The following is a 24,598-nucleotide window of genomic DNA, read 5'->3' as shown; positions in this document are numbered from 1 at the left end:
CCGGCGCCGAGGGCCGGGAGGTGCTCAATTTTCTATCGTTGAAAATTCTGCGTGCACGACCGTTGTCAGGTGTTTGGGGCTGTGGCTCAATGTTCGACTATGTGCAGTGCTTCGCGGTTCGGAGCACTCCGGCTTCTTCGACGAGGACGACGCCTTGATACGACAACCAGCCCGCCCGCGTACGATTTTCAGAACGCTCGCCTGCACGGCGGCACTGCTGCTCCCCCTGGGGGCCACCCTGGTCCCGTCCGCTGCCGCAGCCCCCGCAGCGGGCGCCGCCACGGCCTCCGCGGTGACGGCGGAGAACCCCTCCACCGAGGTGCACGGCCTCAAGGGCGAGTACTTCGCGATGTCCGCCCCCGGCGCCCGTGACTTCGCGAAGCTCGGTGCCACCGCGCTCGACCCGGACATCAACTTCCCGGGGCTGACCGGCGCCTTCGAGTCGGCCACCGGAAGGACCGAGCACACCACCGCCCGCTGGACGGGGCAGATCGAGGCCCCGGAGGACGGCGACTACACGTTCTCCGCCATCGGCGACAACGGCTTCCGGCTCTTCATCGACGACAAGGCCGTCATCGACCACTGGGAGCCGGACTGGGACAAGGAGCAGACCAGTGCTCCGGTCACGCTGAAGGCCGGTGAGCAGCACACGTTCCGGCTGGAGATGTTCCAGGACACCGGCGGGGCGAACATGTTCCTGCGCTGGTCGAGCGCGAAGCTCGCCAAGCAGATCGTTCCGGAGTCCGCCTTCACCCCGCCCGCCGACTTCGAGGTCTACCCGGTCGGGCTCAGCGTCGCCGGGAACGGGCTGAAGCTGCAGGCCGCCTTCGATCACGAGGTCGGCGGCATCGAGGACGTGAAGAACCACCTCGCCATCGAGGCGGACACCACGCCGATGCCCGTGAAGTCCGTCACCAGGGCTCCCGGCAACCGCAAGGCTCTCGTCGTCACCCTGGGCGCAGCCGTCCAGAAGGGCCAGCAGGTCAAGTTCGTCTACGACGGTGAGGGCGGCCTCAAGGACGGCGACGAGACCGTTCCCGAGATCAGCCGCAGGGCGAAGAACCTCTCCACCCACCGGCTGCTGACCCCGTGGGGCGAGAAGGCCGACCACAAGAACCCGCTCCCCGAGTACCCCCGCCCGCAGCAGGTGCGTGACGACTGGAAGAACCTCAACGGTCCGTGGGAGTTCGCGGGAGCCACCGCCGGAGAGAAGCCGGTCTTCGGCAAGTCGCTGGACGAGCGCATCACCGTGCCGTACCCCGTCGAGTCGCAGCTCTCCGGCCTCGAGCGCCACGAAGACCACATGTTCTACCGCAAGCTCGTCACGGTGCCCAAGAAGTGGTCGGTTGGCAAGCGGGGCGGTGACGACCGGCTGAAGCTCAACTTCGGTGCCGTCGACTATCAGGCGCGGGTCTGGGTCAACGGCAAGCAGGTGGCCGAGCACACCGGCGGTTACACCGCCTTCAGCGCAGACATCACCGACGCCCTGAAGGGCGGCGGCCCCCAGGAGATCGTGGTCGCGGTCACCGACACCACGGGCTCCGACCAGCCCACGGGCAAGCAGTCAGCCAACCCCAGCGGAATCTTCTACACCGCGTCCTCCGGCATCTGGCAGACCGTCTGGATGGAGCCCGTCGCACCGGCCGCCGTCGACTCCCTGAAGACGACGCCGGACATCGACAAGGGCCGGCTCGCCCTGACGGTCAACTCCGAGGACGCCTCGAAGTCCGCCCGTGTCACCGCCGTGGCCCGCGACAAGAAGGGCAAGGTCGTCGGCACCGTCACCGGCCCCGCCAACAGCGAGCTGAGCCTTCCGGTCGCCAAGCAGCACCTGTGGACGCCGGACGACCCGTACCTGTACGACCTCGAGGTCACCCTCAAGGACGGCCGCTCCAAGGACACCGTCGACAGCTACTTCGGCATGCGCTCCTTCGGCGTCGCCGAGGTCGGCGGCTACCAGAAGCTGGTGCTCAACGGGAAGCCCTTCTTCTCCCTCGCCCAGCTCGACCAGGGCTTCTACCCCGACGGCCTGAACACCGCGCCCAGTGACGCGGCCCTGGTCTTCGACCTGAAGGCGCAGAAGGACCTCGGCTTCAACTCCGTCCGCAAGCACATCAAGGTGGAGCCCGCCCGCTGGTACTACCACGCCGACCAGCTGGGTCTCCTGGTGTGGCAGGACTTCGTCTCCGGCAACATCACCGGCGAGAAGGGCCAGAAGGCCTTCCTCGACCAGGGTGCCGAGATGATGGAGCAGATGCACAACTACCCCTCGATCGGCGCCTGGATCGTCTTCAACGAGGGCTGGGGAGAGTGGGACCGCACCGAGACCGGCAAGATCACCGAGAAGGTCCAGGCGGCCGACCCCTCGCGCGTCGTCAGTGCCCACAGCGGTGTCAACTGCTGCAACAGCAAGGGTGACTCCGGCAAGGGCGACATCATCGACCACCACGACTACAACAACACCGATCCGGCCTTCCCCGACGAGACGCGGGCGGCTATCGACGGTGAGCACGGCGGCTTCACCCTGCGGATCCCCGGCCGCATGTGGCCCGGTGCCCCCACCGCGATCTACAGCGGTGTCGCCGACAAGGACGCCCTGACCGCCAAGTACGTCGACAACACCCGCAGGTACTACCTCGACGCGGCCGGCGCCGAACTCTCCGGCTCCATCTACACCCAGGTGACCGACCTGGAGAACGAGCTCAACGGGCTCTGGACGTACGACCGCCGCGAAATCAAGGTCGACGCCGCCAAGGTGCGGAAGATCAACCAGGAGGTCATCGCGGCCGGTGCCGCCGCGGGCGAGCGGGACGAGATCAAGGGGGGTGCTTCCTGGTCCCTCGACGAGAACCAGGGCACCGAGGCCGCGGACAGCGGCCCGAACGGCAAGGACCTCACCCTCTCCGAGGGCACGTCCTGGACGCCCGGAGTCCAGGGTTCGGCGCTGAAGTTCGACGGTGCGGGACAGTACGCCGAGACCGACGGTCCGGTCGTCGACACCACCGGCGACTACACCGTGTCGGCCTGGGCGTCGCTCGACGCACTGCCGGGCAACTACGCAACCGTCGTCAGCCAGGACGGCCGACGCCAGGAGAACCCGTTCTACCTCCAGTACGGACAGGGTGGGTTCGCCTTCTCGACCCCGGGCGCCCACCGGGCCCGGACGGAGATGAAGCCGGAACTCGGGCAGTGGTACCACCTGGTCGGCGTGCGCAGCGGTGACGAGATCAAGCTGTACGTCGACGGCGAGCTCGCCTCCACGGCGGCGGCCGGAAGCGCCGACGTCAGCACAGGCTCGCTGTCCGTCGGCCGCGCCAAGTGGTCCGGCAACGACGTCGACTTCTGGAACGGCTCCGTCGACCAGGTGAAGGTGTACGACAAGGCGCTCACCGACCAGGAGGTGACCGCACTCCACGACGGCGACCAGCCGTAGGGAGCACTCCGCAGGGCCGCTCCCGGCAGTGTGCGCACGCGCCGCGCTGCCGGGAGCTCCGCGCTGTCCGGTCACCTCGCCCCTCTCCCACGGACCCGCCCCAGGACTGCGGTCATCGATAGGTTGTGGGCATGGACGAACACGTTGCCTTCGCGGAGTCCGGCGTCGACGACCGAGGCTGGTCCCGTACGCGCACGTGGGTCGAGGAACAGGTGGGTGAGGGCCGTCCCGTGGACGCGGCGAGACGGCTGCGCGGCGGATGGACCTCGGAGATGCGCAGCCTGCGCGTCGGCGGGCCGGGCGCTCCACGGTGGTTCGTGCTGCGCTCCTTCGTCGAACCCTTCTTCGTCCGCCACGCGGAGGGTCTCCTCACGCGGGAGGCGGACGTCCTGCGGCTCCTCGCGCGGACCGATGTGCCGGTGGCCGGGTTCGAGGCCGTGGACGCGACCGCGCGGTACTGCGACCACCCGTCGTTGCTGATGACGCTGCTGCCCGGCACGGTGCGCCTGGGCGAGGAGGACGCGGGACTGCGGACGGAGCTCCTGGCGCGCCAACTCGTCGGCATCCACCAGGTACGTGTCCCGGCCGACGCCCGGCCGCGTGCCTACGAGGCATGGACCGCACCGGAACGAGTGAGCCCGCCCGAAGGGACGGAACGGTCGCACCTGTGGCAGCGTGCCGTCGACGTCATCCGCCGTGACCCCCCGGACCACAGGCCCTGCTTCCTGCACCGCGACTTCCACCCCGGCAACGTGCTCTTCAGCGGACACGGCACCGACACACGGATCACCGGTGTCGTGGACTGGGTCGAGACGTCCTGGGGGCCGGCGGACCTCGACGTGGCGCACTGCTCCACGGCCCTGGCTCTCCTGCACGGCCCGGAGGAAGCAATGCGGCTCGCCGATCTGTACGTGGCCGCCGGAGGTGTCCTGAGCGGTGATCCCTCGGCTCACCTGTACTGGCGGGTCCTGGACGCCCTCGCCTTCTCGAACGTCGAGAAGGTCGCGCGGCCCTGGCGCGAGCTGGGACACACCCACCTGACGACGGCCCTGCTCACGAGCCGGCTGGAGGACTATCTCCACGTGCTCCTGCGCCGGTACGGCTGACCCCTCGCGGGACGCACGCCGGCCCTCACCCCTGGGCTGCCGCGGCCCCGGTGCTCTCCCGGGCCAGCACACGGTGCGGGACCACGACGCGGCGGCCGGGCAGCGCCTCGAACCGACCCAGGACGCGCTCGGTCAGGCACTGCACGGCACGCTCCGCGATCTGTTCACGGTCAGGGGCGATCGTGGTGAGGGACGGAGTGGCGAAGCGGCCGTCCTCGATGTCGTCGAACCCCATCAGCGCCAGGTCCTCCGGCACCCGCAGGCCCCCTTCGGCTGCCACGCGCAGCGCACCGAGGGCGAGTTCGTCGCTGAAGCAGAAGACGGCGTCGACGGATCCGGGCACCTCCAGCAGTTCGCGCAGGGCCCGTGCCCCCTCCGCCCGGTGCAGATCCTCCACCTCCACCTCGGCCACCGGACTCAGGCCCGCTTCCCGCAGGCCCTGCCGGAAGCCCTCGGCACGCAGTTCCGCCGTGCCGTGGCCCAGACCGGACTGCAGACCGATCACCGCGATACGCCGGCGGCCCGTCGCGACCAGATGGCGAGCCGCGTCCCGCGCGGCCCCCACGTTGTCCAGCGCCACGTGGTCGATGGCCCCGTCGGGCTCCAGCTCCCCCAGGACGACGAGAGGCAGACCTCCCGCGAGCGAGGCCAGCTCGGACGGGGACGTCGACCACGGGCTGACGATCATCCCGTCCACCTGATGCCCCTCGGACCCGTCGAGGAGCCGGCGCTCCAGATCGGCCCGCCCTCCGGTCCGTTCCAGGAGGACCGTCCACCCGCGTTCCTGCGCCGCGTCGATGAGGAGACCCGCCAGCGCACCGAAGTAGGGGGAGTGGATCTCTGGCACGACCACCCCGATGAGGCCCGTGCGCCCCTGCCGGAGGTTGCGGGCGGCGAGGTTGGGGCGGTAGCCCAGCTCCTCCACCGCCGCCATGACCCGGGCGCGTGTCGCGGGGGCGACGGCCGCGGCGTTGCTCACGACGTTGGAGACGGTCCGGACGGACACGCCTGCGAGCGCCGCGACGTCCTTGAGTCTCGCTGCCACGGTCGGTGAGCTCCTGTTCCTCCGTACGGGGCGGCAGGCGGACCCCACCCCCTTGCGCAGTGCACCGTAACAGCCCGTCGCACGGCGGTGCGCACCCTCTCTTGCCACGTTGCCTGCAACGTTGCAACATGGGCGCGTCAGCAGGACCGAGGGGGCAGGAACACCTCACCCTCGCCGATCCGTCGCTCCCTGCCTTCCCCCGTCGACGAAGGGACCACCGCCATGCCCGAAGCCGCCATCGCCCCGCACCTCGACTCGGCCGTGCAGGACCTGTACACGGCCGGAATCACCGCGTGCCGGGGAGCCTTCACCCCGCAGTGGGCCGACATGATGCGCGAGGACATCGACACCGCCTTCGCCGAGGCGCGGGGCCGGGAGGGCGGAACCGTCGGCCGCGGACCCCACCGGTACTACGTGGAGATGCACCCCGAGCAGATGCGGGGCTTCGTGGAGCTCGTGGACCACCCCTGGGTCCGGGGCGTGTGCGAAACCGTCCTGGGACCCGACTACCGCGTGGTCGAGCTGGGCTTCGACATCCCGCTCGCCGGGGCCGTGAACCAGCCCTGGCACCGCGACTTCCCCATGCCGGACGCCACCCGGAGCCGGCGCCGGCTGACCTCCCTCGCCTTCAACCTCACCGCCGTCGACACTCGCGAGGACATGGGTCCGTTCGAGATTGCGCCCGGCACCCAGTGGGACGACGACATCCGCTTCGGCCACGCGATGTTCCCGCCCCGCGACACCTATCCGCGCTACGCGGGGCTCGCCGAGCGCAAGTACCCGCGGCGCGGCGACATCTCGGCCCGCTCCGCCCTGACCATCCACCGGGGCACGGCCAACCACTCGCCCGACTCCCGGCCGGTTCTGGTGCTGGGTGTCGACGCGCCGGGCGCGGGCAACGACGCGCAGCACGCCATGGAGGTGACCCGTTCGTACTGGGCTTCCCTGCCCGGGCGGGTCCGGGCCCATCTGCTCTGCCCGGTGGTGGAGGAACTGACCCCCATCGTCCAGAAACACACCATCGAAGGGCTGGTCATGGGCGACGCATGACGCCCCGCCGAGCCCGGAGCCGGCCGTACGAGGCCGGCTCCGGGCCCGGGGCGGCTCACGTCAGGGAGCCCAGGGTCCGTCCACGGTCCAGGTGGTGTCCTCGGTGAAGGTGGCCGCGTTGTCCCAGGCATGACCGCCGCCGGGGGTGGCCAGCCACACCTCCGAGTCGATGTGGCGCAGGTAGCTGCCGGGCAGGTTGGCGCTCGACAGCCGCACCCCGCCCTGACCCGCGACCGCGCACCACGTCGCGTCGGCCTTGAAGAGCGCCGAGCCGTCGCTCGCGTCACGGCGGATCCGGAAGTCCCGGTGACGCAGGTACTCACCGGGATAGTTGCGGGACTCGAACGAATAGCAGTTGCTGTTCGCCAGGCCCGTGACGACCTTCCAGGTGGCGTCGTTCTTCAGCAGCGCGCTGCTGCCGCTGTCGACGACGGCGGTGTAGGCGAGCGCCTCGGAGTGGCGCAGGTACTTGTTCGTGTGACCCGGGGTGGTGACCCGGAGCGACTTGTACTGCCCGGTGGGCAGGGTGACCGGCGGCGCCGGGGTCTTCGACGCCTGGATGAGGGCCTGGTTCGCGGCCCTCACCCGCGCGGTGTCCACCTTGACGACCTGGCGGTCGTAGGTGAGCAGCCCGTTCGCCTCGTTCTCCACGTCGGTGATCTCCGTGTAGACGGAGGCGGACAGGCCGGCCGGCAGCTGGCCGATCCTGATGGCGTCGAGGAGCCCGACGAACCGGTTGTTCAACGCGGCGACGCTCGACTGGTCCTCGTAGCTGAAGCCGCCGCCCGGGAACCACTCGTGACCGGGGACCTTGTACCCCAGCCCGCCGAACTCGCCGAGTACGGCGGCCCGGGTCGCGGTGGGCGCCGTGTTGCCGGGGCCGACGTAGACGTGGTTGTCGATCACGTCGCCGTTGCCGCCGTCCACCGATCCGCAGCAGTTGACCCCGCTCATGTTGTTCACCAGCCGGGACGGGTCGTACGCCTTTACCTCGTTCGCGATCCTGGCCTGGTCGTACTGCCCCCAGCCCTCGTTCTGGTTGACCCACATCACCAGGGACGGCGAGCTGCGGTGCTGGTCGATGACCGCGTGGTACTCCGCCTCCCACTGGGTGCGGGACGGGCCGTCGGGCGTCTTGCCGGTGTCCATGGCGGGCATGTCCTGCCAGACGAGGAGGCCCAGCTTGTCCGCCCAGTAGAACCAGCGCTGCGGTTCGACCTTGATGTGCTTGCGGACCATGTTGAACCCGAGGTCCTTGTGCGCCTGGAGATCGGACTTCAGCGCGGCGTCGGTGGGCGCCGTGTAGATGCCGTCGGGCCAGTAGCCCTGGTCGAGCGTGCCGGTCTGGAAGACGAACTTCCCGTTGAGGACGGGGCGCAGGATGTTGTCGACCTTCGCCACGGCGATGGACCGCATGCCCGCGTAGCTGCCCACCGTGTCCACCACGGCCGTCCCGTCGAGCAGTTCGGCGCGCACGTCGTACAGGAACGGGTCGTCCGGGCTCCAGAGCCGGGGATTGGGGACGGACACGGAGATGTCGCTGCCGGGCGCCCCGGTCGCCGTCCCCACGACGGTGCCGCCGCTGGAGACGGTGACCCGTGCGGTCCGGCCGCTCGCCGAGGCCGCCTGGACCTTGACCCGCAGGGTGCTGTTGCCGAGGTTCGGCGTCATGTCGAGGCGCGTGACGTGCGACGCGGCGACGGGCTCCAGCCACACGGTCTGCCAGATCCCGGAAGCGGCGGTGTAGAAGATGCCGCCGCCCGCGTGCGGGTTCACGTCATTGATGCGCTGCTTGCCGACGGCCTGGCCGCCGGTCTGCGTGGGGTCGTAGACGGAGACGACGATCGTGTTCGAGCCGCCGTTCAGCTGGGGCGTGATGTCGTACGAGAACGAGTCGAACCCACCCTTGTGCGCCCCGACCTGGGTGCCGTTGACCCACACCGTGCTCTGCCAGTCCGACGCGCCGAAGTTGAGCACCACGCGACGGCCGTTCCAGTTCGACGGCACGGTGAAGGCGCGCTTGTACCAGAGCTTGTCGTTCTGCGTGATCTTCCGCTTGATGCCGGAGAGCGCGGACTCCGCGACGAACGGCACCCTGATCTGCTCGGAGAACGACGCCGGCTGTCCGGCGTCGCGGCCGGTCACCGCGAAGTCCCAGATGCCGTTGAGGTTGGCCCAGTCGGGGCGCGTGAGCTGGGGGCGCGGGTACTCGGGGAGAGGGTTGTCGACCGGCACCTGGTTCGTCCAGGGCGTCGTCATGGGGGCCGGCTTCGGCGTCCAGGCCGCGGGTGCCGCCGCCGCCGGAGCGGTGCCCGCCCCCACCAGTGCGGTGGCGAGCAGGGCCAGCAGGCCGGTGCCGCGGTCAACCGTCTCCATAAGGTGCGACGGCGTGGTGCGGGTGCTGACTTCATTCCCGGATCTCCTCGATGGAGGGAAGGACTCCCCGCACCGGAACGGCGCGGGGAGTGGTACCGGAAGCCGCTGCTCATCGGAGCAGCTGCCAGAGATGGTCGGCGGTGCCGTTGTCGTCGTACTGCACGACGTGGGCGCTGTCGGCGGTGGACATGAGGTCCACGCCGAGCACCTTGTCCGAGTTGCGGTTGCGGATGCGGTACCAGCCGTCGCCGTCCGGCACGAGCTGCCACAGGTGGTCCGCGGTGTCGTTGTCGTCGAACTGGACGACGTGGGCGCTGTCCGCGGTGGACATGAGGTCCACGCCCAGGACCTTGCCGGAGTGCTGGTTGCGGATGCGGTACCAGCCGTCGCCGTTGGCCACGAGCCGCCACAGGTGGTCCGCGGTCCCGGTGTCGCCGAACTGGACGACGTGGGCGCTGTTCGCGGTCGACATGCCGTCCACGCCCAGCACCTTGCCGGAGTTGCGGTTGGCGATCCGGTACCAGCCGTCGGCCAGCCAGGGCGTCCCGTCGGGGCTCGCCGTCGGGAAGGACGTGATCCGCAGCCGCGCGGCGCCCATCGGGACGAGCGTGACCTCCTCGACCGGGGCGGTGCTGCGGGCGGGGCTCGGTTGCAGGGGTGCCACCACGTGCTCGTCGTCGGCGCTCCACTCGGGGATCCGGCGGGCCCGGGCGGTCATGACGAGCGGGGTGCCGTCCAGGGTGAACGGGTTGTCGCCGGGAGCGCGGCCGGTGGACCGGCGACGCAGCGAGTACGCCGGCCGCGCCCCGTCCAGGACGATGCCGTAGTTCCACGGGGTGGTGGCGTGGACGGCGTACTCCGGGAACTGCTCGGTGCCGCCGATGCGCTCGTACGTCTCCCCGATGCGCAGGGAGTAGGTCAGCGGTCCGTGGTCCACGCTCACCGAGCCGTGGTTGTCGGTCCAGGTGCGCACAGAGGTCCGCTGGGGGAGGCGCAGGGTGACCTCGTCGCCGTCGGTCCAGGTCCGCTCGATCCGGGTGAAGGCAGGCCCGGCCGGGGCGGTGACCCGTCGGCCGTTCACACGGATGTCCGGCTCGGTGCACCAGGCGGGAACGCGCAGCACCAGGGGGAAACGCAGTGGTTTCGGGGCCTTGAGGGAGAGTGCGACCGTGTCCGTGAAGGGGTAGTCGGTCTCCTCGGTGAAGGTCACCTCCGTGCCGTCGGCGACCTTGGCGGTGACCTCGCTGGCGGCGTACATCGCGGCGGCCAGTCCGCCGTCCGGGGTGGCGAGCCAGAGCTCCTCGGTGAAGTAGGGCCAGCCCATGCCGTAGTTGTGCGGGCAGCAGCGGTACTGGTCGACTCCCGGCAGGTACGCCTGCATGGCGAAGCCGTTCTGGAACTGCCGGTCCCGCTTGGGCACGTCGTCCAGGTCGACGCTGTTGGCGCTGGTGACGTAGTGGATCGCCTTGCCGGACGGGTCGAGCGACGCCGGCAGCGAGTTGAAGGCCAGTTCCTCGCACCGATCCGCCCAGAGCGGGTCGCCCGTGATCCGGGTGAGCAGCTGGTGGCTCGCCATGAACTCGACGATCCCGCAGGTCTCGAAGCCCTGCCGGGGATCCCCGTGGCCCGGCCGGGCGTTCTCGTCCCCGGCGAAGCCGCCGCCGGGGAACTGGCCATACCGGTCCATGGCCTTGGCGTACGTCCCGTACGTGTCCCGGGTGTCCTGCTGCGATCCGCTACGCAGGGCGTACTGGGCGGGCTCACGGAAGCCCTGCGCGATGTTGACGTTGTGGGGGTTCACCAGGTTGTCGCCCCAGTCGGCGCCGTACCGGTGGATCTTGTCGGCGAGGTCGAGCAGGAAGGTGTCACCCGTGCGGTTGAACAGCCAGTAGACGCTGTCCAGCCCGTCGCCCCAGCGCAGCGCGATCCAGCTGGTGTCGAAGGCGCCGGGGCCCTGGGCGTTCATGTAGCGGAAGAACCTGCTGAGGAACGGGATGACCCGGGTGTCGCCGTCGTACTCCTGCCAGGAACGCAGCGCCTGGATCAGGGGGAGGAAGGGCCAGAAGTCCGGGCCGCCGTTCAGCGACGTCCGCAGGGCCTTCGGTCCGAAGAAGCCGTCGGACTGCTGGGTCGTGAGGATCGCGTCGATCCAGTGGCGGGTGACGGCCAGCGCCTTCGCGTCACCGGTGACGATGGCCAGGTCCGTGTACCCGCGCAGCCAGTAGGGGACTTCCTCCCAGCCGCCGCGGTCGGGGCGGACCCAGCCGGAGGCCTCGAAGTCGAGGAAGTGCGAGAACTCCTCGTAGCGGCCGCAGAGACCGTCGAGCTGCAGCCGCAGCTGGCCCGCGAGCCAGCCCCTCGCGGTGACCCGCCCGGGCGGCAGTCTCAGGAACGCCGTCGGGTGCAGCGGAGCGGCGTTGGGGGAGTAGTGGCCGCCGCGCGCGGCGGCCATCACGCCCCCGGCGGCCGTCGCCGTGGTGGCCCAGCGGCCGGCCGCGGTGGTCGCGGCGACGGTGGCCAGAGCACCGGTCACGAGTTGTCTGCGGTTCAGGGGCATCGTGGGGGACTCCGCTTCTGCTCTGCCGGACGGGGTGGGTGACCGGCCCGGACCGGCCGGCGCATGGCGAAGGTGGCCGTCGCGTCCGGACCTGGCGGCACGACAACTGGCTTGCAACGTTGGAAAATTGATGTCGGCGGTATGACAGCACGCGGTCAAGCCGGTGTCCAGAGGTGGCGCAACACCTGGTGCGGCGGCTCCCCGGCGGCCGGTCCGCGGAGGGCCTCACCCTGGGGCGACACATTTTGGAAACGCATCGACAACTCTCTTGCCGCCTGCGGCGCCTCGCCTATATAACGTTGTAAACCGAGCCGCCGAGAGGCCTCACAAGCCCTCGCGACCGCAGTTTCCGCAGCTCGAAGCGGGGTCGCGAGGGGATAGAGCGTCATCTGCCGCCGAGCGGCTGACGCACCGTCCCGCCATGCCCGACCGCACGCCGCACGGTGTGCCGTCACCTCGCCAAGGAGCGTCCCGCGCATGATGATCCAGCGTCGATCCCGTACCCTCGCCGCGGCCTGCCTGCTCGCCGCAACCGCCACGCTGGCCGTGTCCGGCTGCTCGAAGTCGGAGACCTCGGACAACGCGGGCGGTGACAGCACCCAGGGAGCACAGGAGGCCAAGTCCCCCGAGGCCGCCTCAGGCCCCGGCTGTTCGCTCCAGAGCTACGGCGCACCCAAGATCGACCTCAAGGACGCGGTGGTCGGCTTCTCCCAGTCGGAGAAGGAGGCCAACCCGTTCCGTATCGCCGAGACCCAGTCGATCAAGGACGAGGCAGCCAAGATCGGCGTCAAGAAGCTGCTCACCACCAACGCGCAGTCGCAGCTGTCCAAGCAGATCAGCGACATCCAGGACATGCTGTCCCAGGGTGCCCAGTTCCTCATCATCGCGCCGCTGAACTCCGACGGCCTGGAGCCGGCGCTCAAGGCCGCGGCGGCGAAGAAGGTGCCCGTCCTCACGATCGACCGCAAGGTCAACTCCACCGCCTGCAAGGACTACGTGGCCTTCCTCGGCTCCGACTTCGTCGAGCAGGGCAAGCGGGCCGCCGACGCCATGATCAAGGCGACCGACGGCAAGGGCAAGGTGGCGATCCTCCTCGGCGCCTCCGGCAACAACGTGACCACCGACCGGACCAAGGGCTTCGTCGACCAGATCAAGGCCGAGGCACCCGGCATCGAGATCGTCGCCCAGCAGACCGGCGAGTTCGCCCGCGACAAGGGCCAGCAGGTCATGGAGCAGCTCATCCAGTCCAAGCCCGACATCACCGCCGTCTACGCGGAGAACGACGAGATGGGTCTCGGCGCCGTCACCGCGCTGAAGGCCGCCGGCAAGAAGCCCGGCAAGGACGTCAAGATCGTCTCGGTCGACGGCACCCGCAACGCCGTCCAGGCCCTCGTCAACGGTGAGTACAACGCCGTCATCGAGTCCAACCCGCGCTTCGGGCCGCTCGCCTTCGCGACCGCGAACAAGTTCTACGGCGGCGAGGAGATCCCCGAGAACGTGATCATCACCGACCGCGCCTACGACGAGACCAACGCCAAGGAATCGCTCGGCGGGGCGTACTGATCCGCTTCTGAACCCAGTGGCCCCGGCCGCCGTGGCGCTCGCACCGCGCCCCGGCGGCCCCCGGGCCCTCGCCCCTCGGACAGCGGAAGGCCAAGAACACCCATGGCACCACCCGAAGCAGTACCTCAGGCACCGGAGGCGGCCGGGCACGCGGCCTCCGCCGTGCTCGAAGCCCGCTCGGTGAGCAAACGGTTCCCCGGCGTCGTCGCCCTCGACGACGTCAGCTTCTCCCTGCGCGCGGGGGAGACCCACGCGCTGGTCGGGGAGAACGGCGCGGGCAAGTCCACCCTCATCAAGGTGCTGACCGGTGTGTACCGGCCGGACGGGGGCGAACTGCGGATGACGGGTGAACCGGTCCGGTTCACCCGGCCGTTCGAGGCGCAGCAGGCCGGGATCTCCACGATCTACCAGGAGGTCAACCTCGTCCCGCTGATGAGCGTGGCGCGGAACATCTTCCTGGGCCGGGAGCCCAGGAACCGCTTCGGGCTCATCGACTTCGCCCGCATGCACCGGGAGACCGGTGATCTGCTCGACGGATTCGGCGTACGCGCCGATCCGCGGCGCCCCCTGCACACCCTCGGGGTCGGCACCCAGCAGATGGTCGCCCTCGCACGGGCGGTGTCCGTCAACGCCCAGGTCGTCATCATGGACGAACCCACCTCCTCGCTCGAACCGCGCGAGGTGGAGACCCTGTTCCGGGTCATCGGGAACCTGCGGGACAAGGGCATCGCCGTCCTCTACGTCAGCCACCGCATGGACGAGCTCTACCGGGTCTGCGACCGGGTCACCGTCCTGCGCGACGGACGCCACATCCACACCGGCGAACTCGCCGACCTCGACCGGATGCAGCTCGTGTCGATGATGCTCGGCCGCGACCTCTCCGAGGTCCGTCGCTCCGGTGTCACCAGCTTCGCCGCGGAGGGACACGAGGCCGCCCGCACCCCCGTACTCACGGCGACCGGTCTCTCCAGCCGCCTCCAGCTCCACGACATATCCGTGTCGCTGTACGCGGGAGAGGTACTCGGCCTCGGAGGTCTCCTCGGCTCCGGCCGCAGCGAGACGGCCAAGGCGCTGTCCGGCGCACTGCGCCTGGACGCGGGTGAACTCACCGTCGACGGCACCACGCTGAAGCGCCTCACCCCGGCGGCCGCGATCCGGGCCGGCATCAGTCTGCTCCCCGAGGACCGCAAGGCCGAGGGCATCGTGCCCGGTCTCTCCGTCCGGGAGAACATCGTGCTGGCGGCCATGCCCCGTCTCTCCCGGGCCGGCGTCGTCTCGCGCGCCAAGCAGGACCGGATCGTCGACATCTTCATGAAGCGTCTGCGGATCAAGGCGTCGAGCCCCGAGCAGAAGGTCGGAGAGCTCTCCGGCGGCAACCAGCAGAAGGTCCTGCTGGCCCGCTGGCTCTGCCTGGAACCCAAGGTCCTCCTGCTCGACGAACCCACCCGGGGCATCGACGTCGGAGCCAAGGCAGAGGTGCAGAGCCTCATCGACGACCTCGCCGGCGAGGGCCTCGCCGTCCTGCTCATCTCCTCCGACATCGAGGAACTCATCGAGGGCGCCGACCGCATCGTCGTCCTGCGCGGCGGAGCCGTCGCCGGTGAGCTGTCGGGCGACGACGTGGCCGAGGACCGGCTGCTCGAAGTGCTCGCCGACCACGCACCTGAGCCGGCGGAAACGGCACCGGCCGCCCAGGAGGACCCCCGATGACCCAGACCGCCGTCGCCCCGCCCGCGAAGGGCGACCAGCCCCGCAAGCCCGCGAGTCCGCTTGCCCGGCTCCGTGACCCCGCCTGGTACCAGCGGTACGGCGTGTACGTCGCCGTTGCGGTGGTACTGCTCTTCAACGCGCTGTTCACCGAACACTTCATGACCGCGGACAACTTCCGCACCCAGCTCGTCCAGGTCGCCCCCATCGTCATCGTCGCCCTGGGCATGGCCCTGGTCATCGGCACCGAGGGCGTCGACCTGTCCGTCGGCTCGACCATGGCGCTCGCCGCCGCCTTTCTCCCGCTCTACCTCGGATACGGACTCGTTCCCGCGCTCGTCGTGGCCCTGCTCGCCGGTGCCGTCGTCGGAGCGGTCAACGGCGCCCTCGTGTCCCTCGTCGGGCTGCAGCCCATCGTGGCCACGCTGGCCCTCTTCGTCGGAGGCCGCGGACTGGCCCTCGTCATGGCCGACGGACAGCTCAAGCAGATCGTCAACCCCGACCTGCTGTCGCTGGGCACCGGCTCCTTCCTCGGCATCCCACTCGTCGTCTGGATCGCCGGAGTCCTCGCCGTCGCAGTGGCCTTCCTGGTCCAGCGCACCACCTTCGGCCGGCAGGTCGTCGCCGTCGGCGGCAACCGCTCCGCCGCCGCGCTCGCCGGACTGCCCGTCAAACGGGTCCTCATCGGCGTGTACGTGATCTGCGGGGTGCTTGCGGCTCTCGCCGGCATCCTCGCCACGGCCCGGCTCACCGCGAGCGACCCGTCCTCGCTCGGCACCCTCATGGAACTCTCCGCCATCACGGCGGTCGTGGTCGGCGGCACCCCCCTCAACGGAGGCTCCGTCCGGGTGCTCGGCACCGTCGCGGGAGCCCTGCTCATGCAGCTCCTGCGCGCCACGCTCGTCAAGCACGACCTGCCCGACTCCACCGCACAGATCGCCCAGGCGGCCATCATCATCGCCGCCGTCTACGTCGCCCGGGAGCGTCGGTCCCGATGAACGAAACCAAGCCCGCCACCGCCGCCCCGGCCCCGGTGCCGACGAAAGCGCCCGCGGCCCGCCCCGCCGCCGGGCCCGGACAGACCGGCCGGCAGCGCGCCGCCGAACTGCTGCAACGCCAGGGCGTGCTCGCGGTCCTGCTGACCGTCGTGATCGCCGCCTCGTTCATCTACCCCACGTTCGCCTCCCTGGACAACGCCCGCGGGGTGACCATCCAGGCATCCTTCCTCGCCGTGGTCGCACTCGGCATGACGATGGTCATCATCACCGGCGGCATCGACCTGTCCGTCGGGTCGGTCTTCGCCCTCGGAGGAGTCCTCGCCGCCTGGGCCTCGCAATACGGATTCCTCGCCGCCCTCCTGCTCCCCCTCGTGGTGTGCGGCGGGATCGGCCTGCTCAACGGTCTCCTGATCGCCCGGGGAAACATGGCGCCCTTCATCGTCACCCTCGCCACCTTGCTGGGCGCCCGGGGCCTGCTGCTCGCCCTCACCGACGAGGGCGCCACCACCTACCTGGTGCCCAAGGACTCCGCCTTCGGAGAGCTCGGCCAGGGCAGCGTCTGGGGCTTCGGCCATCCGATCCTCATCGCCCTGGTGCTCTTCGGTGCCGGCGGACTCGTCCTGCAGCGCACCTCGTTCGGGCAGACCCTCTTCGCCGTTGGCGGCAGCAGCGACGCGGCCACCCTGATGGGCCTCCCCGTCGCCCGTACGAAGATCCTCGTCTACACACTCAGCGGCCTGCTCGCCGGACTCGCCGGCGCCCTCAACGCGGCCAGGCTGTCCTCCGGCGTCACCATCGTCGGCGTGGGCATGGAACTCGACGCGATCTCCGCCGTCGTCATCGGCGGCACGCTCCTCGTCGGAGGCGCCGGATCCATCAGCGGCACCCTCTGGGGCGTCCTGCTGCTGGCCGTCATCCAGAACCTGATCAACCAGATCGGCTCGCTCAACTCCTCCTACCAGTCGGTGGTCAGCGGCGGCTTCCTTATCGTTGTCGTGGTGGCCCAGCGCTATCTCGCGCGCAGTCGCAGAAGCACCTGACGACGAGCCGGCCCGTCCCGGCCGGACACCGAGCCAAGCCGAGCCGAGCCGAACCAAGGAGTGCCGTGGGCGTCAGCCTCAAGGACGTTGCGCAACGGGCGGGCGTGTCCATCAAGACCGTGTCGAACGTGGTGAACAACTATCAGCACGTCACGCCCGCCATGCGCGCCAAGGTGCAGCACGCGATCGACGAGCTCGGCTACCGGCCGAACCTCACCGCCCGCCATCTGCGCAAGGGCCGTACCGGCATCATCGCCCTCGCCGTCCCCGAGTTCGGCAACCCGTACTTCGCGGAACTCGCCGGCGCGGTCATCGACGCGGCCGCCCGGCACGACTACACCGTGCTGGTCGACCACACCGCCGGACTCAGGGAGAAGGAGCTCCTGGTCAGTCAGGGCTTCCGGTCCCATGTGATCGACGGCCTCATCCTCAGCCCCATCCACCTGGAGACCGAGGACCTCATGGCGCGCACCGAGACGGCGCCGCTGGTCCTGCTGGGCGAGCGGGAGTACGAGGCGCCCTACGACCACATCGCCATCGACAACGTGGCGGCGGCCCGCGCGGCCGTGCGCCACCTCGTCGCCCAGGGCAATCGGCGCATCGCCTTCCTCGGATCGCGCACCGGCCAGGAACGCCAGCCCGCGCACCTGCGCCTGAGGGGCTGGCGCGAGGAACTCGCGGCCGCCGGCATCACACCCGACGAATCCCTCGTCGTGGTCACCGACGGCTACGGCCGGGAGGACGGCGCCTCCGGCATGGCGCGGCTCCTGGACCGGGAGGACCGGCCCGACGCCGTGTTCGCGTACAACGACCTCATCGCCATCGGCGCGATGCGGGCCATCACCGAACGCGGTATGCGGATCCCGGACGACATCGCAGTCGTCGGCTTCGACGACATCGAGGAGAGCCGCTACACCACCATCACGCTCACCACCATCGCCCCCGACAAGGAAGCCATCGCCCGCCTCGCCGTCGACAGCCTGGTCGCCCAGCTCGCGGGCGAACCCGTCGCCGAACCGCGCCGGCCACGCCCCGGCTACCGCCTCGTCGTCCGCGAATCCACCACGCCCGGGCCCGACTCCGGCCACACCGAGGACCTCTGATGCCGCGCCCCACCGTGCACCGCGCCCCCTTCGGCTCCTCCCGGGGGACCACGACCGACCTGTGGACCCTCGACAGCGGTACGGGAGTCCGTGCCGAGGTCCTGACCTACGGCGCTTCCCTGCACCGCCTCACCGTGCCGGACACCACGGGCGCCGCGGCCTCCGTCGTCCGGTCGCTCACGACCCTCGACGACTACACGTCCGAACACCCCTACTTCGGCGCCGTCGTCGGCCGTTACGCCAACCGCATCGCGCACGGCCGGTTCGTCCTGGACGGGACCGAGCACCGCATCCCCGCCAACGACCGGGGCCACGCCCTGCACGGCGGGCCCGAGGGCTTCCACGCCAAGGTGTGGGAAGCGACCCCGGAACAGACGGACGGCAGCGTGTCCGTACGGCTCACCCTGCACAGTCCCGACGGAGACATGGGCTTCCCCGGGGCACTGGACGCCTCCGTCACGTACACCCTCGACACGGCGGGCACCCTGGCCGTCGACTACGCCTCGGTCACCGACCGCCCCACGGTGGTCAACCTCACCAACCACGCCTACTTCGACCTCGCCGGACAGGACGACGTCCTCGGCCACCGCCTGGAGGTCGACGCCGACTCCTATCTGCCGGTGGACGACGACGGTATCCCCCTGGGACCGCCGGCCGATGTCCGCGGAACACCCTTCGACCTGACCGCGCCCCAGGTCCTGAGGGAACGCCTCGGCACCGAGGACGGACAACTGCGTGCGGCGGGCGGCTTCGACCACTGCTGGGTCCTGCGGAACTCCGGCGGCGGCCTGCGCCGCGCCGCCCGCCTCACCGCCCCGGACGCGGCGCGGGTCCTCGAGGTGTGGACGACGGAGCCCGGCATCCAGGTCTACACCGCCAACCAGCTCGACGGCTCCTTCACCGACGGCACGGGCCGCCGGCACGAACGGCACGGCGCGGTCTGCCTGGAGACCCAGCACCTGCCCGACTCACCCAACCGGCCGGACCTGCCGAGCGCGGTGCTGCGCCCCGGGGACACCGCGCGCAGCCGCACCGAACTGCGCTTCCCGCATCTGTGGAATTAGCCTCGCCGCGCGGGAGGAAGCGGCCTCAAACGCATTCGCCCTGCTCACACGGACCATCATGGGGCAGCTCTCGGAAGGCGTTGAGTCCCATTCCAGATGATCCGGTGTCGTCCTGAGTCCGCGGTAGCAGATGAGGTGCAGGCGATGCCGGTGAAGGCGAGGAGGCGGGTGGATATGCGTTCGTGGCGTCGGTGGAGGCGGCGGCAGCCGACGAGGCAGTCCATGGTGCGTTCGGCCGACGTCGATCCGCGCTCGGAGCCCCTGACACGCCTGTGCGAAGTCCCGTGCTCGGAGCCCCCGCCACGCCTGTGCGAAGTCCTCTGAGCACCCTGCCCCTCCACGGCGCCCAACTCCACGTAGCCGTAGACGGCCCGGCTGATCGACCGGGCCTGCGACCACGCGGGCCCGCCGATCACCCGGCGCCAGTGGGACCGGCACCTGGGCGGCATCGCGTACGAGCCTCCCTGCCCCTGATCAAGTTCCTGCGGCCGATGACGCCGCACCCCCTGGCCCTCCCCGGAGCCCCGTGCGGACTCGATGAGAACCGGCCTGTTTGAACCGGGCGATGGCGGTCACCCGGTGGATGACCACGATGTCGAGAACAGCAAGGTGTGAGTGACATGGCTGCTGACGAGAAGACCCAGGCGAAGACCGACCAGGCCAAGGGCAAGATCAAGGAAGCCGCCGGGCGCACCGTCGGCAACGAGCGGCTCACCGCCGAGGGGCGCGCCGACCAGACCAAGGGCGACGCCCGGCAGGCCAAGGAGAAGATCAAGGACACCCTGACCGACTGACATCGTCCAGAACCCCGCCCCCCCGGCCCCGCGGAGTCCGACTCCGCGGGCCGCGCCGTGTCCTGGGACAGCACCCTGCGGGCCGCGAGGAGAAGGCCGGCCATGAGCGCGGGATGTGGAATGCGGAGCTCGCGGTCCACAGCGGCGTGGCCGCGCCTGCCCGCGTGGACCGGACGGACGGAGACGTGACTCCCGGCCGTGCCGGTGCCCCCGGCGCTGGATGCCGAGGATGTGGCTGTCCCTCTCGACGTCGCAGGACAGAGTGATGCCGCGGACCGAGTCGGCCGTGTCCGGGCCTGCGGCCTCCGTTGACTTCGGGAACCGCCGCCCCCGTTCCTCACAGGCCCGGACCCCTCCACGATCCGCCGAGCCGCGGGACGACCGTCTGCGGACCCCGCACCGGGTGGACTGCGGGACACGAGCGGGCAGGCGTGGCGGACGCGCACCGCGCGCCCGCCACGTCCCACGTCACTTCAGGTAGGGACCCGCCGTCCCGACCTTCCCCGGGGCCGCGTTCCTGCCGCCGAGGTCGAGGACGTACACCCGCAGATTGCCCTTGCCCGGTGCCGCGACGGCCAGCGTGCCGCCCGTCACGACCTTGGTGTCGCCGGTGACGGCGTCCTTGTAGGTGCCGTTGGGGATACCCGAGTACGTGGCGCCGCCGGAGACCGTCACCAGCGCGAAGCTGTCCGTGCCGCTCGCCGCGTCGGTGTAGCGGCGCTTGTACGCCATGGAGCCGGTGATGCCCTCCGTGGAGTACTGCCCCATCTGCAGGGCGGGCACCGCACGGCGTATCAGGTTGAGCCGCTGCACGTGCTTGACCAGCGGTTTCGCCAGGGTGTCGGCGACCGCTCCGGTCGCCGAGTCGACGGTGCCGAAGTCCGACGCCTCGACGTCTCCGGTGAGATGCGCGCCGTAGTACGCCCGGCCGGTCGTCGCCAGCGGGCAGGTGGGCCCGCAGTCGATCTTCTTTCCGGCCCGGAACTCGATCTCGGAGCCGTAGTACAGCGTGGGGATGCCCCGGAAGGTCCACATCAACGACATGTTCTCGGCCCAGGCGTCCGTTCCTCCCGCGTACCGCTCGCTGCTCTTGTTGGGACCGTAGTCGTGGCTGTCGACGTACACGACGTTGTAGGTGGCGTCGTTGTAACTGTCGTCGGAGTCCTTGCCGTTGTTGTAGGCGTTGTTCGCGTCGCCGAAGTTCATGTGCATGCGCATGTCGATGACGTTCATACCGGAGAACTCGCTGTGGTCCGGGGCGTGGTAGGCGTTTCCGTTCAGGAAGGCGTTGGTGGAGGTCGGCTGCGAGCCCGTGCCCTGCTGCTGCTCGTAGTCGTACATCTCCAGGGCGGCCTTCTCGTCGTCCGCGCTGTACTCCTTGCGCTCCTTCCATGTGTAGAACTGCGCGGAGTGGTTGACCGAGCCGCGGTTCCACTTGTCGTTGACGAAGGCGGCGACCTCACCGAAGACGAAGAAGTTCTTCGCGGCCTCGGCACCGAACCGCTGGGTGACGCGCTCCTGGATGGCAGGCAGGAAACGGCGGTTCCAGGTGGTGCGGGGGATGTGCACGGCGGTGTCCACGCGGAAGCCGTCGACGCCCATGTCGATGTACTTGTCGTAGGCGCCGATCAGATAGTTCTGCACGGGCGCGCTCTCGGTGTTGAAGTCGGCGAGATCGTCGTGCAGCCAGCAGGAACGGGAGTCCTCGCCCTCCCAGTTGCCGATCCAGCAGTTGTGGTAGTACGCCTTGGGGAACATCCCCGAAGTGGGGCTCGGCCACTGGCAGTTGTAGATCCGGTAGCCCTCCGGCGAGGTGTGCTGCGTGGGGGTGCCCCAGTTGACGCAGGTGTTGCCCGAAGGCTCGGCCGTGGACCACAGGTCACCGTTGTAGTACGACTTCCCGGACTTGGTCTCGACGGTCAGCCCGTCGTACTCGAAGCCGTCGTTCCTCTCGTCGTAGTACCAGCTCCACTGGGTGTCGCGCACCCCGTACGTCTTCGGGGTGAACAGGCCCTTCGCACCCCAGCGCGAGGAGTGGTTGTAGACGACGTCCTGGTAGATCTTCATGCCCTTGGCGTGGGCCGCGTCGATCAGGTCCTGGTACGAGGCGCCGGCGGACTCGAGCCGGGAGTCGACCTCGTAGAAGTCGTAGCCGTGATAGCCGTGGTAGTCGTAGTCGGACCGGTTCAGGACCACGGGGGTGATCCAGACGGCCGACATGCCGAGGCCTTTGATGTAGTCGAGCTTGTCGACCAGGCCCTTGAAGTCGCCCCGGAACATCGGGTCCTCGTTGGCTGCGTTGCCCGACTTGGTGTGCTGGCCACCGCCCCGGTCGCCTGGGGCCTCTTCGGGTGCCGTTGATGTCGTGCGCAGAGTAGATGTCAGTACGGCGCAGCGTTTTGTCAGTGGCAGGACCGAAGGCGCCTGAAAGGCGACTGGTCCGTGGATCGGCCCGTCCCGTACCGGGCGGTGCGGGACGGGCCGGCGGGCGTAGCGCTCTCGTGCCACCGCCGCCGGGGTCTGCCCGTCGTCCTTCCTGCGTGTCGTCTCCGATGCTGTGGCTGTGGTGCGCGGGTGGCTTACGGCGCCTCGTCGGCGGGGGTATGGTCGGTGGAGAGGGTGAGGTCTTCCCAGGTGGCGAGGTCGCTCTCGACCGCCGCGCGTCCGGCGCGGACCAGGCGCAGGGCGTCGGATCCGAGGACGAGGTGGGCTGGCGGATTCGGTTCGTCGAGGATGCGCAGGAGGGCGGCGGCTGCCTTGGTGGGGTTGCCGAGCTGGTTGCCGCTGGCGGCCTGGCGGGCGGCGCGGATGGGTTCGAACAGGTCATCGTAGTCGGGGATGGACCGTGGTGCACGGACCATGGAGCGGCCCGCCCAGTCAGTGCGGAAGGAGCCCGGCTCGATGGCGGTGACGTGAATGCCGAAGCCGGCGACTTCCTTGCCGACGGCTTCGAGGATGCCTTCGAGGGCGTACTTGCTGCCGCAGTAGGCGGAGACGCCGGGGAAGGAGGCGAGTCCGCCCATGGAGGTGACGGCCAGGATGTGCCCGCGGCGGCGTTCGCGCATGAACGGCAGGACGGCCTGGACGGCGGCGGCGGCGCCAAAGACGTTGACGTCGAACTGGGCGCGCAGGTCGGCCAGGGGCGTTTCCTCGAAGGTGCCCTCCAGGCCGTATCCGGCGTTCGCGATCAGTACGTCGACGGGCCCCACGGTCTGTTCCACCTCGCCGATCACGGTGCGGACTGCGGTGTCGTTGGTGACGTCGAGGAGGCGGGCGTGGGCGCGCTGGGTGTGCAGGGCGGTAAACGCCTGTGCGTCTGCATCCTTGCGGACGGTACCGACGACGGTGTGCCCGGCGTCCAGGGCGGCGGTGGCGAACGCGCGGCCGAGGCCGCTGCTGACGCCGGTGATCAGGAAGATCTTGGTGGTGGGGATCATGCCTTGTTCTCCCTGTAGAGGACGAGGTGTTCGTGGAAGAGGACGCCGTCGCGGATGTCGCCGGTGGCGGTGAAGCCGGTGTCGTCGACGTAGTGCAGGTGGTTGCCGGTCACGGTGTAGCGGCCGGTGTAGGCACTGGACCGGGTGCCGCGCGCTTCGTCGTAGCGGCCGTCAGCGCGCAGTTCCTGGCGGATATGTCCGTCCGCGGTCACCCACATCCCGACCACGTCCACGTCCACGGTCCTTCGCCCGGCGGCCCTCTCCGGTGGCCTCGACTGGTTCCTCACAATGCGCTCCTTCTCGTGTCCGGGTGCCGGCCACCAGCGTGGGCGGGCCGGGGGAAGGGAGCCAGGACGAGTCGTGCCTGGGTACAGGGCACCCAGGCACGCCGGAAGGCTGCGCCATAGCCTGGAGGGGTGACCAGCAACGATCTCGGAGATTTCCTGCGTGCCCACCGCGCCCGCCTGCGCCCCGACGATGTCGGGCTCGCCTCCTGGGGCGCGCGCCGGGTGGCGGGGCTGCGGCGGGAGGAGGTCGCCGTCCTGGCCGGCATGAACAGCGACTACTACGCCCGCCTGGAACAGGGCCGCGAGCGCAGCCCTTCGCCGCAGATCCTTGAGGCGATCAGCAGCGCGCTGCTGATGGATGTCGAAGCGCGGGAGCACATGTTCCGGTTGGCGGGCACCACACCCGAGGGTGAGCGGCCGCAGCCGAGGGAAGTGGTCAGTCCTGCGTTGCGGGAGCTGCTGGACGGATACGCGACCGCCGCGGCGTTCGTCCTGAACCCGGCCAACGACTTCCTGGCGTCGAACGCGCTGGCCGATGCCCTGTTCTCGCCGTTCGAGGACATGGACAACATGGCCCGTATGACCTTCCTCGATCCGGCCGCCCGTAGCTTCTTCACCCAGTGGGGGCGGGCGGCGGAGGCGGTCGTGGCCGGACTGCGCCACGCCACGGGTCTGGATCCGCACTACCGGCGTCTGCACGACCTCGTCGAATCTCTGACCGCGGAGAGCGAGGAGTTCGCCGCCCTGTGGTCCTCGCACACCGTGCACGGCAAGACCCGTGCCGGCAAGGAGCTCCTGCACCCCGATGTCGGCCGTCTCGATCTCACCTACCAGACCTTCGACGTCCGCGGCGCGCCGGGCCAGCAGCTAGTGATCTACCACGCCGCATCGGGAAGCCCCGGCGCCCAGGCGCTGGCCCTGCTCGGCAGCCTCCACGCCACCCACCGCCAGGAGACTGCTCCGGAGCAGTGAGCTCCCGGGGAAGGCAGAGTCTTATGCGCGTGAGCCCATCGCACCTCAGGGTGCGATGGGCTCACG

The 24,598-nt window shown here is 69.9% G+C and carries 16 protein-coding genes and 1 pseudogene; 11 read left to right on the top strand and 6 right to left on the bottom strand.

From position 1 onward, the window contains the following. Positions 1 to 106 precede the first annotated feature (106 nt). The gene (locus JOC24_RS14875) at positions 107 to 3,433 is read left to right on the top strand and encodes a LamG-like jellyroll fold domain-containing protein (protein WP_205020725.1); all 3,327 of its coding nucleotides are present in this window, start codon (positions 107 to 109) and stop codon (positions 3,431 to 3,433) included. A gap of 131 nt (positions 3,434 to 3,564) precedes the next feature. Beyond that, the gene (locus tag JOC24_RS14870; protein ID WP_205020724.1) at positions 3,565 to 4,539 is read left to right on the top strand and encodes a phosphotransferase family protein; all 975 of its coding nucleotides are present in this window, start codon (positions 3,565 to 3,567) and stop codon (positions 4,537 to 4,539) included. A gap of 25 nt (positions 4,540 to 4,564) precedes the next feature. Here JOC24_RS14870 and JOC24_RS14865 read toward each other — a convergent pair whose 3' ends face one another. Then, the gene (locus JOC24_RS14865; protein WP_205020723.1) at positions 4,565 to 5,584 is read right to left on the bottom strand and encodes a LacI family DNA-binding transcriptional regulator; all 1,020 of its coding nucleotides are present in this window, start codon (positions 5,582 to 5,584) and stop codon (positions 4,565 to 4,567) included. Positions 5,585 to 5,806: 222 nt separating this feature from the next. On the opposite strand from JOC24_RS14865, the gene JOC24_RS14860 reads away from it, so the two are divergent. Then, entirely contained in the window at positions 5,807 to 6,634 is an 828-nt protein-coding gene (locus tag JOC24_RS14860) for a phytanoyl-CoA dioxygenase family protein (RefSeq protein WP_205020722.1), read from the top strand. Between the two features lie 60 nt (positions 6,635 to 6,694). Here JOC24_RS14860 and JOC24_RS14855 read toward each other — a convergent pair whose 3' ends face one another. Both JOC24_RS14855 and JOC24_RS14850 read right to left on the bottom strand, forming a co-directional pair. After that, positions 6,695 to 9,010, bottom strand: a complete 2,316-nt coding sequence (locus tag JOC24_RS14855; protein WP_205020721.1) for an AbfB domain-containing protein — start codon at positions 9,008 to 9,010, stop codon at positions 6,695 to 6,697. A gap of 109 nt (positions 9,011 to 9,119) precedes the next feature. Then, complete coding sequence (locus JOC24_RS14850; protein ID WP_205020720.1) at positions 9,120 to 11,567, bottom strand: RICIN domain-containing protein; 2,448 nt, start codon at positions 11,565 to 11,567, stop codon at positions 9,120 to 9,122. A 477-nt stretch (positions 11,568 to 12,044) separates the two neighbouring features. Between JOC24_RS14850 and JOC24_RS14845 the strand changes: the two genes are divergently transcribed. The 7 genes from JOC24_RS14845 (at position 12,045) to JOC24_RS14815 (ending at position 19,836) form a co-directional block, all read left to right on the top strand. Continuing rightward, the gene (locus tag JOC24_RS14845; protein ID WP_205020719.1) at positions 12,045 to 13,130 is read left to right on the top strand and encodes an ABC transporter substrate-binding protein; all 1,086 of its coding nucleotides are present in this window, start codon (positions 12,045 to 12,047) and stop codon (positions 13,128 to 13,130) included. Positions 13,131 to 13,232: 102 nt separating this feature from the next. Then, on the top strand, positions 13,233 to 14,840 hold the full coding sequence (locus JOC24_RS14840; RefSeq protein ID WP_205020718.1) for a sugar ABC transporter ATP-binding protein: 1,608 nt from the start codon (positions 13,233 to 13,235) through the stop codon (positions 14,838 to 14,840). Beyond that, the gene (locus JOC24_RS14835) at positions 14,837 to 15,835 is read left to right on the top strand and encodes an ABC transporter permease (RefSeq protein ID WP_205020717.1); all 999 of its coding nucleotides are present in this window, start codon (positions 14,837 to 14,839) and stop codon (positions 15,833 to 15,835) included. Before JOC24_RS14840 ends, JOC24_RS14835 begins: the two co-directional genes overlap by 4 nt. Further along, positions 15,832 to 16,875: an ABC transporter permease gene (locus JOC24_RS14830; RefSeq protein ID WP_205020716.1), complete on the top strand. Its 1,044-nt coding sequence runs from the start codon at positions 15,832 to 15,834 to the stop codon at positions 16,873 to 16,875. The genes JOC24_RS14835 and JOC24_RS14830 overlap by 4 nt, the downstream gene beginning before the upstream one ends. Before the next feature lie 65 nt (positions 16,876 to 16,940). After that, entirely contained in the window at positions 16,941 to 17,978 is a 1,038-nt protein-coding gene (locus JOC24_RS14825; RefSeq protein ID WP_205020715.1) for a LacI family DNA-binding transcriptional regulator, read from the top strand. Continuing rightward, the gene (locus tag JOC24_RS14820; protein ID WP_205020714.1) at positions 17,978 to 19,042 is read left to right on the top strand and encodes an aldose epimerase family protein; all 1,065 of its coding nucleotides are present in this window, start codon (positions 17,978 to 17,980) and stop codon (positions 19,040 to 19,042) included. Before JOC24_RS14825 ends, JOC24_RS14820 begins: the two co-directional genes overlap by 1 nt. A gap of 620 nt (positions 19,043 to 19,662) precedes the next feature. After that, entirely contained in the window at positions 19,663 to 19,836 is a 174-nt protein-coding gene (locus JOC24_RS14815) for a CsbD family protein (protein WP_205020713.1), read from the top strand. Positions 19,837 to 20,304: 468 nt separating this feature from the next. Here the strand turns inward: JOC24_RS14815 and JOC24_RS14810 are convergent. The 3 genes and pseudogenes from JOC24_RS14810 to JOC24_RS14800 form a co-directional block, all read right to left on the bottom strand. After that, positions 20,305 to 22,173: pseudogene (locus JOC24_RS14810) on the bottom strand (alpha-amylase family glycosyl hydrolase); the annotation flags it as partial. A 242-nt stretch (positions 22,174 to 22,415) separates the two neighbouring features. Further along, on the bottom strand, positions 22,416 to 23,273 hold the full coding sequence (locus JOC24_RS14805) for an oxidoreductase (protein WP_205020712.1): 858 nt from the start codon (positions 23,271 to 23,273) through the stop codon (positions 22,416 to 22,418). Further along, entirely contained in the window at positions 23,270 to 23,491 is a 222-nt protein-coding gene (locus JOC24_RS14800) for an Atu4866 domain-containing protein (protein WP_205020862.1), read from the bottom strand. The genes JOC24_RS14805 and JOC24_RS14800 overlap by 4 nt, the downstream gene beginning before the upstream one ends. A gap of 198 nt (positions 23,492 to 23,689) precedes the next feature. On the opposite strand from JOC24_RS14800, the gene JOC24_RS14795 reads away from it, so the two are divergent. Next, positions 23,690 to 24,532, top strand: coding sequence for a helix-turn-helix transcriptional regulator (locus tag JOC24_RS14795; RefSeq protein WP_205020711.1), 843 nt, complete (start codon positions 23,690 to 23,692; stop codon positions 24,530 to 24,532). The last annotated feature ends 66 nt before the right edge of the window (positions 24,533 to 24,598 follow it).

The organism is Streptomyces sp. HB132, from assembly GCF_016909575.1.
GTDB lineage: Bacteria > Actinomycetota > Actinomycetes > Streptomycetales > Streptomycetaceae > Streptomyces.
This window is presented reverse-complemented; position numbering and strand designations above follow the sequence as displayed.

Coding starts and splice junctions, on each gene's coding strand:
- JOC24_RS14820 (WP_205020714.1), top strand. CDS start 17,978: ATGCCGCGCCCCACCGTGCACCGCGCCCCCTTCGGCTCCTCCCGGGGG.
- JOC24_RS14870 (WP_205020724.1), top strand. CDS start 3,565: ATGGACGAACACGTTGCCTTCGCGGAGTCCGGCGTCGACGACCGAGGC.
- JOC24_RS14845 (WP_205020719.1), top strand. CDS start 12,045: ATGATGATCCAGCGTCGATCCCGTACCCTCGCCGCGGCCTGCCTGCTC.
- JOC24_RS14800 (WP_205020862.1), bottom strand. CDS start 23,491: ATGTGGGTGACCGCGGACGGACATATCCGCCAGGAACTGCGCGCTGAC.
- JOC24_RS14805 (WP_205020712.1), bottom strand. CDS start 23,273: ATGATCCCCACCACCAAGATCTTCCTGATCACCGGCGTCAGCAGCGGC.
- JOC24_RS14840 (WP_205020718.1), top strand. CDS start 13,233: ATGGCACCACCCGAAGCAGTACCTCAGGCACCGGAGGCGGCCGGGCAC.
- JOC24_RS14815 (WP_205020713.1), top strand. CDS start 19,663: ATGGCTGCTGACGAGAAGACCCAGGCGAAGACCGACCAGGCCAAGGGC.
- JOC24_RS14855 (WP_205020721.1), bottom strand. CDS start 9,010: ATGGAGACGGTTGACCGCGGCACCGGCCTGCTGGCCCTGCTCGCCACC.
- JOC24_RS14850 (WP_205020720.1), bottom strand. CDS start 11,567: ATGCCCCTGAACCGCAGACAACTCGTGACCGGTGCTCTGGCCACCGTC.
- JOC24_RS14860 (WP_205020722.1), top strand. CDS start 5,807: ATGCCCGAAGCCGCCATCGCCCCGCACCTCGACTCGGCCGTGCAGGAC.
- JOC24_RS14830 (WP_205020716.1), top strand. CDS start 15,832: ATGAACGAAACCAAGCCCGCCACCGCCGCCCCGGCCCCGGTGCCGACG.
- JOC24_RS14835 (WP_205020717.1), top strand. CDS start 14,837: ATGACCCAGACCGCCGTCGCCCCGCCCGCGAAGGGCGACCAGCCCCGC.